Here is a 14,449-nt window from a genome sequence, read left to right as displayed (position 1 = left end):
GTCCTCGCCACCCATCCGGGCGTGCTCGAATCTGCCGTCATCGGCCTGCCCGACGAGCATTCCGGTGAGGCGGTGACGGCTTTCGTGGTCAAGAGGGACGCCAGCCTGACAGCCGAGGAGTTGCGCAGCTTCTGCAAGGACAATCTCACCGGCTACAAGGTGCCGAAGCAGATCATCTTCCGTGACAGCCTGCCGAAGACCAATGTCGGCAAGGTGCTGCGCCGCGCCCTGCGCGAGGAGGTCACTGCCAAGGGCTGAACGGCACGACTTGATCGAGCGGGTGGGTTTGACTAGCGTTTGCGCGGAATCCGGTGGCCGTGATCGTGCAGCGCCGACCTTCCCGCCCGCTCGGAACAAGGCAGCTATTTGCCCCGTCGACTCATCGAACTGCCGCTGCTGCGCCGCCTCAAGCCCGGGCTCTATGTCCATGACGAGGAGGCGCTGAATGCCGAGCCGGCGATCGGGCTGCTCGATACTCCGATCACACCGGTCGATGCTTTCTTCATTCGCAACAATGGCGCCTTGCCTGAGATTGCTGCCCCTGAAGCATGGACGCTGACGCTCGACGGGGAGGTCGAGCGGCCGGCGACTTGGACGCTTCAGGAACTGCAGCGCGAGTTCGAGACCGTCACCGTCACCGCCGTGCTCGAATGCGCCGGCAACGGGCGCGTGCAGTTCTCGCCCAGGACCGACGGGCTGCAATGGCGGCTCGGCGCGGTGGGCTGCGCGCGCTGGACCGGGGTTCGGCTCAAGGACCTGCTGGCTCATGCGGGTTTGCTGCCCAGCGCTGTCTATACGGCGCATTACAGCCCCGACCGTGCGATCAAGGACGAAACCAAGGACGCGCTCTCGCGTGGCCTGCCGATCGCCAAGGCGATGAGCGATGAGACGCTTGTCGCCTTCGCGATGAACGACGAGCCGTTGCCGCGTCTGCATGGCGGACCGCTGCGCATTGTCGCGCCCGGCTTTCCGGGCTCTGCCTGGCAGAAATGGCTGGACCGGATCACCATCCGCCCTCGCGAGCATGACGGCGAGAAAATGCGGGGCACCGATTATCGCATGCCGGTCGTGCCGATGCGCCCGGGTGAAGCGATCGACGAAAGCCTGTTCGCCGTCCTCACCGACATGCCTGTGAAGTCGCTGGTCACGGCGCCCCTTGAGGGCTTCACGGCTGTGGCCGGAACGCCATTCGCGGTTCGCGGCTTTGCCTGGAGCGGAGCGGTCTCGATAGCGGCGATGGACCTATCGTTCGATGGCGGCAATACCTGGTGCGACGTCGCACTCGAGCCGGCGGAAGGCGCATTCGCCTGGCGCCGTTTCCAGACGATGCTGACCATTGCGGAGGCCGGGCCGGCGACGATCATGGCTCGCGCGCGGGATGTCGAAGGCCGGGTTCAGCCACTCGAGACGCCCTGGAATCCGCGCGGGTACTGCAACAATCAGGTCCACCGCGTAGCCGGAATGGTGCACTGATCGCGCCGTTCTGCGCCTTCGCTGTCAGGCTGCCAGCAGGGCATTGCCATTCGCGGCGGTGGCGCAGGCTTCGACGATCTCGCCGGCCGCCACATCGCGCGCGAAACGGAGCAGCGTGAAATCCTCGGCGCGGCCCGTATTGCCGCGTTCCGTCAGCACGCTGAGCGGCCGGCCGATACGGGCCTGCAGATGGCGCGCATGGGCGGCCTGTGCCGCGGCGCGCAGGCGTGCGGCCCGGTCGCTGACGATCTCGCCAGGCAGTTGCGGCATTCGGGCGGCCGGGGTGCCGGGCCGAGCCGAATAGGGGAAGGCGTGAACATAGCTCAGGCCGCATTCGTCGATCAGCGAGAGCGAGCGGGCGAACATCGCCTCATCCTCGGTCGGAAATCCGGCAATGAGATCGGCGCCGAAGACGATGTCGGGGCGCAGCTCCCGCATCTCCGCGCAAAACCGGACGGCGTCTTCGCGGCAATGGCGCCGCTTCATCCGCTTCAGGATGAGGTCGTCGCCGGCCTGGAGCGAGAGATGCAGATGCGGCATCAGCCGCGGTTCGGTCGCAATGGCCTGGCGCAACGCATCGTCGACCTCGACCGCGTCGATCGAGGAGAGGCGCAGGCGCGGCAGGGCGGGCAGGGCGCGCAGGATGGTCTGCACAAGTTCGCCGAGCGTCGGGAGCTCCGGCAGGTCCCGGCCATAGCTCGTCAGGTCGACGCCGGTCAGCACGATTTCACGGGCGCCATTCTCAACCAGCTTGCGGCACTGGCCGAGGATCGCTGCGACGCCGAGCGAGCGTGAGTTGCCCCGGCCGTAAGGAATGACACAGAAGGTGCAGCGATGGTCGCAGCCGTTCTGGACCTGAACAAAGCCGCGGGTATGAGCTGCAAAGGCGTTGGGGGACAGCGTCTGCAGCGTGGTCTCGCGCATGATGTCGGAGACGGTCGTCTTGTCCTCGGGATTGACCTCGGCGTCCGAAACCAGGCTGTTCGAACGGGCGAGCGATATCCAGGTCTCGGCCCGCATCTTTTCGGCGTTGCCGAGGATGCGCGCGGTCTCCGGCATTGCCGCGAAGACGCCGGATTCGACCTGCGCGCCGCATCCGGTCACGATGACGGGCCTGTCAGGCTGTTCGCGCTTGAGACGCCGGACGGCCTGGCGTGCTTGCCGCATGGCCTCCGTCGTCACGGCACAGGAGTTGACGATCGCGACGTTGCCAAGGCCGGCTGCCTCCGCCTGCGTCCTGATTGCCTCGCTCTCGACGATATTGAGGCGACAGCCGAAGGTGACGACTTCGAGCGTCATCAAGTCGCGCTTTCGAACAGCGCCGGCTCGAGCACGCCCTCCCACTCGAACGCGACCGGGCCGGTCATCAGGACATGGTTGTCGCTTGCGCGCCATTCGATGATGAGATCGCCGCCCGGCAAGCTGACCACCGCCTTGCGCGCCGACAGTTCGCGCCGCACGGCGGCGACGAGCGCGGCACACGCGCCGGAGCCGCAAGCCTGGGTGATGCCGGCCCCGCGTTCCCAGACGCGCAGCACGATATGGTCGGGAGCCTTCACCGCGGCCAACTCGATATTGGCCCGATCGGGGAAAATCGGGTGGTTTTCGAGCAGCGGGCCGATCTGCTCCAGGTTGAAGGCGTAGGGATCGTCCACAAAGAAGACGGCGTGGGGGTTGCCCATATTGACCGCGCAAGGCGTGTGCAGGATCGGCTCGTCGATCGGCCCGATCTGCAGCTCGAAGCGGCTGGTATCGTGGAACGGGTCTGCCAGCGGGATCTCGTCCCAGGCCAGCTTCGGCCGGCCCATGTCGACGGTGAAGACGAGATCGTCGATGCGCGAGGCGGGGAGCAGCCCCGACTTGGTTTCCAGCAGCAGCTCGCTCCGGTTGCCGTCACCCATCCGGGGATCGGCCAGCATGGCCCAGGCGACGCAGCGCGTGCCATTGCCGCAAGCGCCGGCTTCCGAGCCGTCCGTGTTGTAGATGCGGATGAAGGCATCCGTGCCGGGCGTGCGCGCATCGTGCAGCACCATCAATTGGTCGAAATGCGCGCGCGGCTCCGCAGCGATGGCACGCGCCTCCGCTTCGCTGACTTTCAGCTTTGTGCCGCGCAGGTCGAGCACGGTGATCTGGTTGCCGAGCCCGTTCATTTTCAGGAACCGGCGATGCGCCAATGCGTTCATTTGGTCACAGGTCCAACAAAGAGCGGCTATATGAGGGAGCTGACGCGAAAAAGCCACCCTTCCAGCCGTTCCTGCGCGCTCACGGACATTCTATGCTGCGGCGCAAGGGCGCGAATCGCTCCTCTCTGTCAGGGCTAAGATGATGCGGCATTTCCGGGTTGGAATTCTGGCTGTCGCAGGCGTATTCGCCGCCGGCTCCCTCGCCATCGCACAAACCAGGGTGGCTCCGCCCACGCCGGTGGAGGCTGCTCCCCTTGCGCCGCCGCCGGGCGCCGCATCGCCGAGCCCGGCTCCAGTCCAGGCCGTGCCCGTGCAGGCGCCGACACAGGCCCCGGCAGACAGCCTGACGCCCCCGCCCGTGCCGCTGCCGGCACCGCCTGTGACGCCGCCGCCATCGGCGGGCCAGCCGGTGCCGAGCGGGCCGATACCGCAGGGCGCTGCGCCGCCACCTCCCGCGCCGCCTCCGCCTCCGGTTCCTGCCCCGGCCACGCCGGAGGCGCCGCCCGCTCMGCCGCTTCCCGCTCCTCCGGTCGCACCGCAGCAGCGGCAGTCGACCGTTGTGCCCGACCCGAACGCGACGCTCGCGGGCAAACCGGGCGACCCGAGCGATGTCGACGAGGTGCAACTGGTGCCCAAGCCGGTGCTCGCGATCTCTGGCCAGTCCAGCTGGGATCAGGGCTTCCAGCGTTTGGTCGAGAGTTTCCGTGTCCTGCGCGAGCAGGCCTCACGATCGGCGCTTTCGGTCGCGGGCCGGCCGCTGACGCTCTTCGTCGAGACGGACGATAGCGGCTTCCGCTTCGAGGCGATGCTGCCTGTGGACCGGGCGCCCGACGGTGCGGTGCCGCTTGCCAATGGCGTGCGGTCGAGCACGAGCCCGGCTGGGCTCTCGCTGCGTTTCGTGCATACGGCGCCCTATGACGACATCGATTCCACCTATGAGACGATCACGGCCTATCTCGAGGCCAAGAACATCAAGGTGAAGGACGCTTTCCTCGAGGAATATGTCACCGATCTCAAGGACCCGGGCGATCCGAACCTCGAGATCAACGTCTACGTGCAACCGCAATAGGCTTTGGCTTGAGCGAGCACCTTGCTTCGGTCGGCAGCTCTCAGCCGGTCGCGATGTGCCGCCAGCAGAACGTCCTCAGGCGTTCCAGCTCAGTCCGGGGCGCATCGGCCGAAAGCGCTCCTCGGGCAGGTTCGCTTGCGCAAGGGCGAGCTTCAGGGCTTCGGGCGGACGCTCGATGCCTTCGTCGGTCAGTTGGAATGTGCCCCAGTGGTGTCCGAGCGCCTGCTCGGCGCGTAGCGAGAGCATGACCCTGACGGCTTCTTCCGGATTCATGTGGTTGTCGCCCATGAACCAACGCGGCTCGTAAGCGCCGATCGGCAGCACGGCCAGGCGGAACGGGCCATGCTCGGCACCGAGCCGCTCGTAGAGCGAGCCATCGTGATAGCCGGTATCGCCGATATGGAAGACCTTGCCCAGTGGGGTTTCGATGACGAAGGAGCACCAGAGCGCCATGCGGCGGTCGAGCGCGCCGCGCGCCGACCAGTGATAGGTCGGAACCAATGTCGCGGAGACGGCGTCGGACAGGGCGACCTTCGCTTTCCAGTCATAGGCCTCGGCGTGGATGGCGGGATTGCGGGCGCGGATGATCGTGTCGTTGCCGAGCGGCATGATCATGCGCGGCTTGTCGCGCCGGTGGAGGGCATCGAGTGCCGCGAGGTCGAGATGGTCGTAATGATTATGCGTGATCAGCACGACATCTATCTTCGGCAGGTCGTCGAAGGCGACGCCCGGAGCGTTCACGCGTCGTGGGCCAGCGAAGGAGAAGGGGCTGGCGCGCTCGGAATAGACCGGGTCGACCAGCACATTGAGCCCGGCGATCTGGTAGAGGAACGAGGCGTGGCCGAGATGGACGATGCGCAGGCCCTCGACACGCGCAGGTGGCTTGTCCTGCGTCGGGGCCGGGTAATGCGCCGGAAAGGCCTCACGCTCGCGCTTCGAGGTCTGCCATCTCAGGACGTCGAGCAGGCCCTTGTTGACCGGCCGGCCATCGGTGAAGCGCAGTCCGTCGAAATTCTCGCTGACCGGCCCTTGGTAATAGGGGTTGCGCGAGCGTGAGAATGCGGCCCAGGCCATGCCAGTCGAGCTGAGCAAGGCGGAGACACCGAGAAGCGAGAGGAGTTTGCGGCGGTTCATGGCGGGAGAAGTGGGGCCTGTTGCGGCGGGGTCAAGCCCTACGATCCTGCCCCGGAAAGAGAGCCCGGCCCACAGGAAACCGCATCGTCACGGCATCTTGAACGCTGTGACATGCRGCCAATCGGTGGGCTCGCGGTCATAGCCGCTCCCGGTTTCCTCGACGATGTCGAGCCTGGACCAGCGCCCAGTGCCGTACGCGCCGCGCAGCCATTCGGGCGACGGGTAGTTGAAATAGCGGCCGAAGCGGTCGCGGCCGTCCTGCTCTCCAGCCTTGAAGCTGGCATAGAAGACGCCGCCAGGTTTCAGCGCGGCATGCACGCGTGCGATCATGGCAGGCAGGGCCGCACGGGGGACGTGGAGCAGGCAGGCATTGGCCCAGATTCCGTCAAAGGCCTCATGCTCGGCGAGGTCCTCGAACAGGAGGACAGCCACCGGACGACCGAGGCGGCGCTCTGCCTGTGCCGCGAGTTCTGGAGAGCCATCGGTCGGCAAGACGTCGAAGCCCTGCGCCAGCAGCGCCTCGCTGTCCTGTCCGGCGCCGCATCCAAGCTCGAGCACGCGTCCGCCGGGCGGCAGCAACGACATGAAGCCCTGAAGCTTCGCGCGGCTCGCCGCCTGGCCGCGCGACGCATAGGCTTCGGCCTCGCTCGCGTAGAAATCGAGCGTGTGGCTGTCCTTGCCGTCGCGCATGCTGGCTCTGCCCATTGTCAGTGGTTGCCCGAGCGCATCGCCACGGTCGCGATGCCGGCACCGATCAGGAGCGTTCCGCCGGCCTTGTTGAACAGGCCGATCGCACGCGGATTGCTGACCACCGAACGGGCACGCGAGGCGATCAGTGCGTAGCCCAATGCATTGGCGAAGGCGAGCGTGATGAAGGTTGCCTCGAAGATCAGCATCTGTGTCCAGAAATCGGCCTTGGCGTCGAGAAACTGCGGCAGGAAGGCGACGAAGAAGGTGATGCTCTTCGGGTTGAGAGCTGTCACCAGCCAGGCATGGCCGAGCATCTTCAAGGCCGAGGCAGCATCCTTGCGGGGTTCGGCATTCAGGCTCCCGCCGGCGCGGAAGAGTTTCACGCCGAGATAGACGAGATAGGCTGCGCCAACCCATTTCAGCGCGGTGAACACAGTCGCCGAGGCTGCCAGCAAAGCGCCGACCCCGAGCATCGAGAGCGTCATTGCGGTGAAATCGCCGAGCGCGACGCCGACTGCCATCGGGAAGGCGGTGCGCCAGCCCTGGCCCAGGGCATAGGACATCACGAGCAGGATCGTAGGGCCCGGGATAACGAGCAGGACGGCGGTTGCGGCCGCGAAGGCGGCCCAGGCTTCGAAGGTCATGGCGAGGCTCCCGAGGTTGCAGCCCGAGCAATCCCGAGGCGCGAGACTTTGTAAAGAGGCCGCCGCAGCCTCAACCGCCGCGGCCGCTGCGAGGCGCGTAATGCGGCCTCAGCGACGAGCGCTCGAGATGAATTTGCACATCGCCGCGCGGGTGCCGCCTTCCTCCGCGATCTGTCCCGGCTGCACGGTGAAGACGATGTCGACCCGCGTACCCTTGCCGCTCGGGCGTGCGGTCACGCGAAGCGTTTGCGGGCGGCCGGATCCGGTCACTTCCTGGAGGGCGGAAATCGTGCCGAGTGATTTGTCGACCTGGATGCCGTCGAAGCCGTCGGCCGCCACGGCCCTGGCAAGCGCGGGCAGCACCACGGCCGGCGCCCGGTTGGGGATGAGATCCCAGGTCCGGTAGGTGAGGGCGGTGAGCATCGGAACACCGGCCGATTTGAAGTTGCTGGCGCAGGGTTKGGCCTGAGCTTGAGCCTGGGACAGGCCGACAAACAGGGAGGCTGCCGCAAGGGCGATCGATTTCGGCGCAGCGTAAGGCATCTCGCAATCCGTATTCAAAAGGGGGGACGCGACAACTACCGCCCTGCAATCTGCCTGTCACCTTCAGCGCGAACCCTGCGTAAACTTTCCACCGGAACGAGCGGCCCGGCATCTACCGTCCTACGGGGCTGCGGATCAGCTGCGACAACCAGAGCCCAATAGGCGCGATACTGAGTGCGCGGGTCCTTTGCCAGCGCAATGCCGAAGCGCGTCGCCTCGGGCATGCGCAGATTCGCGTCATGTCCCGACGATTGACGCCACCCCGCAAAAGCCTCCTCGGTTGAATAGTAGCCGCCTCCCAGATTCTCGGCTGCACGGCCCGTATTCAGTCCGGCCGCATGCACGCGGGCCGTGAAGTTGCCGCCGACATCGTGCGAGAGCGCGTTGCCGGCGACCATCGCGTCGGCCTGGCGCTGGGCCATCGCCGTCAACGTGGGGTCGAGCCGCACGGGGCCGAGGCCGAGACTGGCGCGATAGTTGTTCAGGATTCGCGCTGCTGCGGCGCGGTCGAGCTGTACCGCGGCCAGCTTCTCGGCCGATTTCGGATTGATGGGGCCCGTGCGCAGCGGTTCGGTGGCGCAGCCAGCGGCCAGGAGGGCGGTGGCGAGAAGGGCGGCAGCAGCGGTTCGGGTCATGCGATCAGGACGATTCTGTTGTTGATCGGGTCAGATCAGCTAGCGGTCAATCGCGGCGAGATTGCCACCATGCGTCCGCAATCTTGACTTTCGCCACATTCTGACGCTTTAACCCCAGAATTCGTTTCGCCGACATCGACGAGACCGCATCCGCCGACCGGGCCGCTCGCATGAGCCATGAGAGCCCGGAGGTCAACGCCCGACAGCGCGTCTGCGCCCTCGGGCGCGAAACCGCTTGGGGGTGATGTCCGTTCTGTTGGACGAAAGTGCCGTACAAAACCGACAAGGGGCCGCATGTTCGGCACATTGAGCGACAGACTCTCCGGCATCCTCTCGGGCCTGACCCGCAGGGGCTCGCTGACCGAGGACGACGTCAACGCAGCCCTGCGCGAGGTTCGCCGCGCGCTGCTGGAGGCGGATGTCGCGCTCGAGGTCGTGCGCAGTTTCACCGACAAGGTACGTGAGCGCGCGGTCGGCGCCGAGGTTCTGAAATCGGTCACGCCCGGCCAGCAGGTCATCAAGATCGTCAACGACGTCCTGATCGACACCCTTGGCGGCGAGGGCGAAGGCATCACGCTCGATTCGGTGCCGCCGGTGCCGATCCTGATGGTCGGCCTGCAGGGTTCGGGCAAGACGACCTCGACCGCCAAGATCGCCAAGCGCCTCAGCGACCGGCACAAGAAGCGGGTGCTGATGGCCTCGCTCGACACGCGCCGCCCCGCCGCCATGGAACAGTTGGCTATCCTCGGCCAGCAGGTCGGTGTTGATACGCTGCCGATCGTCGCCGGCCAGTCGGCCGTCCAGAYCGCGCGCCGCGCGATCGAGGCCGGCAAGCTCGGCGGCTTCGATGTCGTCATGCTCGACACCGCCGGTCGCGTCACGCTCGACGAGGCGCTGATGACGGAAGTCGCCGATGTGAAGGCTGCGACGAACCCGCATGAGGTGCTGCTCGTTGCCGACGCGCTGACCGGCCAGGACGCGGTCAATACGGCGCGCGCCTTCGACGCGCGCGTTGGGCTCACCGGCATCGTGCTGACCCGTATGGATGGCGATTCGCGCGGTGGCGCGGCGCTCTCGATGCGCGCCGTCACCGGTAAGCCGATCAAGCTGGTCGGCACGGGCGAAAAGACCGATGCCCTCGAGGATTTCCATCCCTCGCGGGTCGCCAATCGTATCCTCGGCATGGGCGACATCGTTTCGCTCGTCGAGAAGGCGGCCGAGACGATCGATGCCGAGCAGGCGCAGGCCGTCGCCCAGCGCATGGCAAAGGGCAATTTCGATCTCTCCGACATGCGCACGCAGTTGCAGCAGATGGAGAAGATGGGCGGGCTCGGTGGCATCATGGGTATGCTGCCCGGGATGAAGCAGGCTCAGAGCCAGCTCGCCAGTTCTGGCGTGGGCGACCAGATGTTCAAACGCATGATCGCGGCGATCGACTCGATGACGCCGGCCGAACGCAAGAACCCCGACCTTCTCAAGAACAGCCGCAAGAAGCGCATCGCGGCAGGGTCAGGTACCTCGGCAGAGTCGATCAACAAGTTGCTCAAGATGCACCGCGGTATGGCCGACGCAATGAAGGCGATGTCGAAGCAGAAGGGCGGCATGCTCGGTAAGCTTGGCCAGATGTTCGGCATGGGCGGCGGCGGATTACCGCCGGGCATGCCTGATCCGTCCAAGATGGACCCGGCCCAGCTCGCGGAGCTGCAGAAGCAGCTCGGCGCTGGCGGCGGGCTGCCTTCGTTGCCGCCGGGCGGTTTCCCCGGCCTGCCCAAGGGCGTGACGCCGCCTGCCGGCATGATGCCGAAACTGCCCGGATTGGGCGGCCTGCCTGGTCTCGGCGGCAATCCGTTCGGCGGGAAGAAGAAGTGATCCCCGTCCTCGAGACCGAGCGCCTGGTGATGCGCGGCTGGGCCAAGGGCGATTTCGATCGCGTGGCCGCGTTCCTGGGCGACGAGCAGCTGACCCGTTTYGTCGGTGGCGCCAGCGGGCGCGAGGATTCGTGGCGTCGCTTTGCCAGCATGGCCGGCCATTGGTCCCTGCTTGGTTTCGGTCTCTGGGCCCTCGAGGCCAAGGAAGACAGCCGGCTCGTCGGCTGGTGTGGGCTGCTCTCCCCGGAGGGCTGGCCCGAGCCGGAAATCGGCTGGAGCCTTTTCGCAGGTGAGCATGGGCGCGGCTACGCGACCGAAGCCGCTCTGCGCGCCCGTGACTATGCCTATCGTGACTTGGGTTGGACGACGCTGATGAGCTTCATCCACCCCGACAATCGACCCTCGATCCAGGTTGCCGAGCGTCTCGGCGCCAGATTCGAGAAACCCTTCGTGATCCGTGGCTGGGAGGTCGGCATCTACCGGCATCCGGCTGCCGAGCCTGCGAAACAGAAGCCTGCAAACCTGAACTGACTGGAGATTATCATGTCCCTGAAGATCCGCCTCACCCGCGGCGGCGCCAAGAAGCGCCCCTATTACCGCATCGTCGTCGCCGACGCCCGTTCGCCGCGCGATGGCCGCTTCATCGAGAAGATCGGCGCCTATGATCCGATGAAGGCGAAGGATTCGCCGGAGCGCGTCGTGCTCGACCTCGAGAAGGCCAAGGCCTGGCTCGCCAAGGGCGCCCCCCCCCCCCCCCCCCGGCGCCGATTTCTTCCTTTACCCCTTGGTGATTATGGGTTCCGGGCTGCTCGCTTCGCGGTGACCCGGAATGGCGTTTGATGGCTGATAACGAACTCGTCCTGCTCGGCATCGTCGGGGCGCCGCATGGCGTCAAAGGCGAGGTGCGGATCAAGGCCTTCACGGCCGATCCGCTCGATATCGCGGCCTATGGCGCGCTGATCGACGATCACGGCCGCCGTTTCGAGATCGCGGAGATCAGGCCCGCCAAGGAAGTGGTCATCGCCCGCCTGAAGGGCGTGACCAGCCGCGAGGCGGCCGAGACCCTGACTGGGCTCAAGCTCCATACCGAGCGAGCAAACCTGCCGCCGGCCGATGATGAGGACGAGTTCCTCCAGGCCGATCTGGTCGGCTGTTCCGTGGTCGGGCCGCAAGGCGAGCCTCTCGGCGAGGTCACGTCCGTCGACAATTATGGCGCCGGCGACCTGCTTGACATCCGCACTCCGGATGGCCGCTCCGTGCTGATGCCGTTCACCAAGGCCTTCACACCCCGAATCGACATTGCAGCGCGACGCATCGAAGCGGACCCTCCGGCCGGATTGTTCGAGGATGTCGATGACAAGTGAGACCTCGATCCGCGCCCTGATCTTCGACATGGATGGCACCATCGTCGACAACATGCGCTTCCACGATGATGCCTGGGAGGCGTGGCACAAGACCGAGAATCTCGCCTTCGACCGGGCAAGCTTCTTCAGCCGCACCGCCGGCAAGGCCAATCTCGAAATCCTTTCTGCCTATTTCCCGGAGGCTGAGGAGGCTGAGCTCGAAGCGCGCGGGCTGCGCAAGGAAGAACTCTATCGCGCGGCCTATCGCCCCCATGTCGCGGCGTTGTCTGGTCTGCTCGCTCTGATGGCGCGCGCCGAGACTGCCGGGATTCCAATGGCGGTCGCTTCCGCTGCGCCGCCGGCCAATATCGACCTCGTGCTCGATACGCTTGGTCTGCGCTCGCGCTTCGCCACGATCGTCTCCCCATCGCAGGGGTTTCGGGGCAAGCCGCATCCCGACATGTTCCTGGCGGCCGCCGAGCGCATGGGCGTGGCTCCCGAAAGCTGCCTCGTCTTCGAGGACGCGCCGCTGGGCGTCGAGGCCGCGAAGCGCGCCGGCATGCGCGCCGTCGCGATCCTGACGATGCTCGAGGCGGGGGCCTTCTCAGGCTTCGACAATGTCATCGGCAGTGCCAGGGATTTCGCAGCGCTGGACGGGCATCCGTCGCTGCGCTTTGCTTCGGCATGAGCTTTCATGCCTCGATCCTGACCCTCTATCCCGAGATGTTTCCCGGCCCGCTCGGTGCTTCCCTGGCGGGGGAGGGATTGCGCAAGGGATTGTGGCAGCTCGATACCCACCAGATCCGCGACCACGGCATCGGCCGTCATCGCAATGTCGACGACAACCCGGCTGGCGGCGGTGCCGGCATGGTGCTGCGCTGCGACGTGCTGGCAGCGGCGATCGATGCGGCGGTTCCGGTCGACGATCCAAGACCGCGCCTGCTGATGTCCCCGCGCGGGCGCAGGCTGGATCAGCGCCAGGTCCGCGATTGGGTGGCCGGCGATGGCGTGGTCATCGTCTGTGGGCGCTTCGAGGGCGTGGATGAACGCGTGATCGAGGGGCGCGGCCTGACCGAGGTCTCGATCGGCGACTACATCCTCTCCGGCGGCGAGATGGCGGCGATGGTGCTGCTGGATGCTTGCGTGCGCCTGATCCCCGGCGTGATGGGCAAGGAAGCCTCCGGTTCGGAGGAGAGTTTCGAGAACGGCCTGCTCGAATATCCGCACTATACGCGCCCGCGCGAGTGGGAGGGCAGGGGACTGCCCGAGGCGCTGCTGTCGGGAGATCACGCTCGCATCGCCCGCTGGCGGCGCGAGCAGGCTGAGGCGATCACGCGCGAAAGGCGGCCGGACCTGCTTTCGGGCCGTAAATCTCAGGGATAGGCCGCCACCGGCAACTGCTCGGCCAGCCAACCCTTGTCGCCGRGATTGCCGAGCAGGCCGCCGCGGACGTCGACAATGTCACGCCAGCCGCGGCCGGCGAGCTTGCGCTGCAGCGAGCTGCTGCGGTTTCCGGTACGGCAGATCAGCGCGATGGTCTTGCCGGGATTCTCGAGCCGTAGCGCGGCAAGCCGCGCCTCGAAGGCGCTGGCCTCCATATCCAGCCTGATGGCGCCGACCGGCACGCCGGTATCGGCCCATTCCTCTGGTGTCCGGATATCGAGGAGAATCAGCGTGCCGGCCTTGGCTCCGTCATAGGCCTGCCGCACGGAGAGCGACGGAGGGCCAGATTGCGCCACGGCCGCCCCCGCGAGGAGCGGGGCGGCCGTCAGGATCAGAAAGGAGCGGCGGTTCATGCCGCAAGCGCTAGCCGAGTGGCGCGCCCGCGGCAATTCACGATCGCCGGCTCAGCGCAGCTCGGCGCAGAAGCGCTGGATGCGGCGGCAGGCTTCTTCCAGCTTCTCGTCCGAGGTGGCGTAGGAGATGCGAAAATTGGGCCCAAGGCCGAAGGAGGAGCCGTGGACGGCCGCGACGGCTTCCGTCTCGAGAAGGCCCATGACGAGGTCTTCGTCGGTCTCGATCACCTTGCCGTTCGGCAGCTTCTTGCCGATCAGCGCCGAGCAATCGGGATAGACGTAGAACGCGCCTTCCGGCGTCGGGCACTTGAGGCCGCGCGTCTGGTTCAGCATCGAGACCACGAGATCGCGGCGACGCTCGAAGGCCTTCCGGAAGACCGGAATGTGCTCCTGCGTACCGTCGAGGGCCTCGACCGCCGCCCATTGCGAAATCGCCGAGGTGCCGGAGGTCTGCTGGCCCTGGACGAGGTCCATGGCGTTCATCAGATGCTGCGGGCCGGCAGCGTAGCCGATGCGCCAGCCGGTCATGGCGTAGGATTTCGAGACGCCGTTCATGGTCAGCGTGCGCTCGTAGAGACCGGGTTCGACCTGAGCGGGCGTGACGAACTGGAAGTCGCCATAGACCAGGTGCTCGTACATGTCGTCGGTCAGCACCCAGACATGAGGATGGCGCATCAGCACATCCGTGAGCCGCTTCATCTCGGCGTGGCTATAGGCGGCGCCCGATGGGTTCGAAGGCGAGTTCAGGATGACCCACTTGGTCCTGGGGGTGATCGCCTTCTCGAGATCCTCCGGCTGGAGCTTGAACTCGTTCTCGATGCGGGTCTCGGCGAAGGTCGGCGTGCCACCGCAGAGCGCAACCATCTCGGGATAGCTGACCCAGTAGGGCGAGATGCAGATGACCTCGTCGCCGGGGTTCAGGGTGGCGAGGAGCGCGTTGTAGATGACATGCTTGCCGCCGGTGGAGACGATCGTCTGGCTCGGCTTGTAGTCGAGGCCGTTCTCGCGCTTCAGCTTGCGGGTGATCGCCTCGCGCAGCTGCGGAATGCCGGAGACCGGCGTGTACTTCGT

The 14,449-nt window shown here is 66.3% G+C and carries 17 protein-coding genes and 1 pseudogene; 9 read left to right on the top strand and 9 right to left on the bottom strand.

Features of this window, described 5'->3' with window-relative positions:
• The coding region (locus AC1D34_RS26620; RefSeq protein WP_476825817.1) for an AMP-binding enzyme at window positions 1-258 on the top strand (258 nt) is incomplete at its 5' end.
• Between the two features lie 108 nt (window positions 259-366).
• Complete coding sequence (locus tag AC1D34_RS26615; protein WP_476825816.1) at window positions 367-1,473, top strand: sulfite oxidase; 1,107 nt, start codon at window positions 367-369, stop codon at window positions 1,471-1,473.
• Between the two features lie 24 nt (window positions 1,474-1,497).
• On the opposite strand, the gene mtaB is transcribed toward AC1D34_RS26615, so the two are convergent.
• Both mtaB and dapF read right to left on the bottom strand, forming a co-directional pair.
• Complete coding sequence (gene mtaB, locus AC1D34_RS26610) at window positions 1,498-2,772, bottom strand: tRNA (N(6)-L-threonylcarbamoyladenosine(37)-C(2))-methylthiotransferase MtaB (RefSeq protein WP_476825815.1); 1,275 nt, start codon at window positions 2,770-2,772, stop codon at window positions 1,498-1,500.
• Window positions 2,772-3,656: a diaminopimelate epimerase gene (gene dapF, locus AC1D34_RS26605; RefSeq protein ID WP_476825814.1), complete on the bottom strand. Its 885-nt coding sequence runs from the start codon at window positions 3,654-3,656 to the stop codon at window positions 2,772-2,774. Before dapF ends, mtaB begins: the two co-directional genes overlap by 1 nt.
• Window positions 3,657-4,215: 559 nt before the next feature.
• On the opposite strand from dapF, the gene AC1D34_RS26600 reads away from it, so the two are divergent.
• A complete protein-coding gene (locus AC1D34_RS26600) occupies window positions 4,216-4,725 on the top strand; it encodes a GyrI-like domain-containing protein (RefSeq protein WP_476825813.1) in 510 nt (169 codons plus the stop codon).
• Window positions 4,726-4,800: 75 nt separating this feature from the next.
• Here the strand turns inward: AC1D34_RS26600 and AC1D34_RS26595 are convergent, their stop codons facing one another.
• The 5 genes from AC1D34_RS26595 to AC1D34_RS26575 form a co-directional block, all read right to left on the bottom strand.
• Window positions 4,801-5,859 carry an MBL fold metallo-hydrolase gene (locus AC1D34_RS26595; RefSeq protein WP_441489447.1) on the bottom strand — a complete coding sequence of 353 codons (1,059 nt, stop codon included), beginning with the start codon at window positions 5,857-5,859 and terminating at the stop codon, window positions 4,801-4,803.
• An 87-nt stretch (window positions 5,860-5,946) separates the two neighbouring features.
• Window positions 5,947-6,549 (bottom strand): class I SAM-dependent methyltransferase, encoded by a 603-nt coding sequence (locus tag AC1D34_RS26590; RefSeq protein ID WP_476825812.1) that lies wholly within the window; start codon window positions 6,547-6,549, stop codon window positions 5,947-5,949.
• 17 nt (window positions 6,550-6,566) lie between these two features.
• On the bottom strand, window positions 6,567-7,193 hold the full coding sequence (locus AC1D34_RS26585; RefSeq protein WP_441489445.1) for a LysE family translocator: 627 nt from the start codon (window positions 7,191-7,193) through the stop codon (window positions 6,567-6,569).
• 108 nt (window positions 7,194-7,301) lie between these two features.
• On the bottom strand, window positions 7,302-7,736 hold the full coding sequence (locus AC1D34_RS26580) for a hypothetical protein (RefSeq protein ID WP_476825811.1): 435 nt from the start codon (window positions 7,734-7,736) through the stop codon (window positions 7,302-7,304).
• Between the two features lie 35 nt (window positions 7,737-7,771).
• Entirely contained in the window at window positions 7,772-8,371 is a 600-nt protein-coding gene (locus AC1D34_RS26575) for a CAP domain-containing protein (protein WP_476825810.1), read from the bottom strand.
• A 294-nt stretch (window positions 8,372-8,665) separates the two neighbouring features.
• Between AC1D34_RS26575 and ffh the strand changes: the two genes are divergently transcribed.
• From ffh to trmD, 6 genes and pseudogenes are all read left to right on the top strand, one after another.
• On the top strand, window positions 8,666-10,240 hold the full coding sequence (gene ffh, locus AC1D34_RS26570) for a signal recognition particle protein (protein ID WP_476825809.1): 1,575 nt from the start codon (window positions 8,666-8,668) through the stop codon (window positions 10,238-10,240).
• Window positions 10,237-10,770: a GNAT family N-acetyltransferase gene (locus AC1D34_RS26565; protein WP_441489441.1), complete on the top strand. Its 534-nt coding sequence runs from the start codon at window positions 10,237-10,239 to the stop codon at window positions 10,768-10,770. Before ffh ends, AC1D34_RS26565 begins: the two co-directional genes overlap by 4 nt.
• Window positions 10,771-10,782: 12 nt before the next feature.
• A pseudogene (gene rpsP, locus AC1D34_RS26560) lies at window positions 10,783-11,013 on the top strand (30S ribosomal protein S16); the annotation flags it as partial.
• A gap of 65 nt (window positions 11,014-11,078) precedes the next feature.
• Window positions 11,079-11,603, top strand: coding sequence for a ribosome maturation factor RimM (gene rimM / locus AC1D34_RS26555; protein WP_441505241.1), 525 nt, complete (start codon window positions 11,079-11,081; stop codon window positions 11,601-11,603).
• Window positions 11,587-12,270, top strand: a complete 684-nt coding sequence (locus AC1D34_RS26550) for an HAD family hydrolase (RefSeq protein WP_476825808.1) — start codon at window positions 11,587-11,589, stop codon at window positions 12,268-12,270. The genes rimM and AC1D34_RS26550 overlap by 17 nt, the downstream gene beginning before the upstream one ends.
• Window positions 12,267-12,965, top strand: coding sequence for a tRNA (guanosine(37)-N1)-methyltransferase TrmD (gene trmD, locus AC1D34_RS26545; RefSeq protein WP_476825807.1), 699 nt, complete (start codon window positions 12,267-12,269; stop codon window positions 12,963-12,965). The genes AC1D34_RS26550 and trmD overlap by 4 nt, the downstream gene beginning before the upstream one ends.
• On the opposite strand, the gene AC1D34_RS26540 is transcribed toward trmD, so the two are convergent.
• Together AC1D34_RS26540 and AC1D34_RS26535 are read right to left on the bottom strand one after the other, a co-directional pair.
• Window positions 12,956-13,378 (bottom strand): rhodanese-like domain-containing protein, encoded by a 423-nt coding sequence (locus tag AC1D34_RS26540; protein WP_476825806.1) that lies wholly within the window; start codon window positions 13,376-13,378, stop codon window positions 12,956-12,958. The genes trmD and AC1D34_RS26540 overlap by 10 nt on opposite strands.
• 51 nt (window positions 13,379-13,429) lie before the next feature.
• On the bottom strand, window positions 13,430-14,449 hold a 1,020-nt coding region (locus AC1D34_RS26535), incomplete at its 5' end, for a pyridoxal phosphate-dependent aminotransferase (protein WP_476825805.1).

Source organism: Allobosea sp. P1_A7 (assembly GCF_056406775.1).
This window is presented reverse-complemented; position numbering and strand designations above follow the sequence as displayed.

Excerpts from the sequence above, each read along its gene's own strand:
- mtaB (WP_476825815.1), bottom strand. The coding sequence starts at position 2,772 with ATGACGCTCGAAGTCGTCACCTTCGGCTGTCGCCTCAATATCGTCGAG.
- dapF (WP_476825814.1), bottom strand. The coding sequence starts at position 3,656 with ATGAACGCATTGGCGCATCGCCGGTTCCTGAAAATGAACGGGCTCGGC.
- AC1D34_RS26595 (WP_441489447.1), bottom strand. The coding sequence starts at position 5,859 with ATGAACCGCCGCAAACTCCTCTCGCTTCTCGGTGTCTCCGCCTTGCTC.
- AC1D34_RS26585 (WP_441489445.1), bottom strand. The coding sequence starts at position 7,193 with ATGACCTTCGAAGCCTGGGCCGCCTTCGCGGCCGCAACCGCCGTCCTG.
- AC1D34_RS26575 (WP_476825810.1), bottom strand. The coding sequence starts at position 8,371 with ATGACCCGAACCGCTGCTGCCGCCCTTCTCGCCACCGCCCTCCTGGCC.
- rimM (WP_441505241.1), top strand. The coding sequence starts at position 11,079 with ATGGCTGATAACGAACTCGTCCTGCTCGGCATCGTCGGGGCGCCGCAT.
- AC1D34_RS26550 (WP_476825808.1), top strand. The coding sequence starts at position 11,587 with ATGTCGATGACAAGTGAGACCTCGATCCGCGCCCTGATCTTCGACATG.
- trmD (WP_476825807.1), top strand. The coding sequence starts at position 12,267 with ATGAGCTTTCATGCCTCGATCCTGACCCTCTATCCCGAGATGTTTCCC.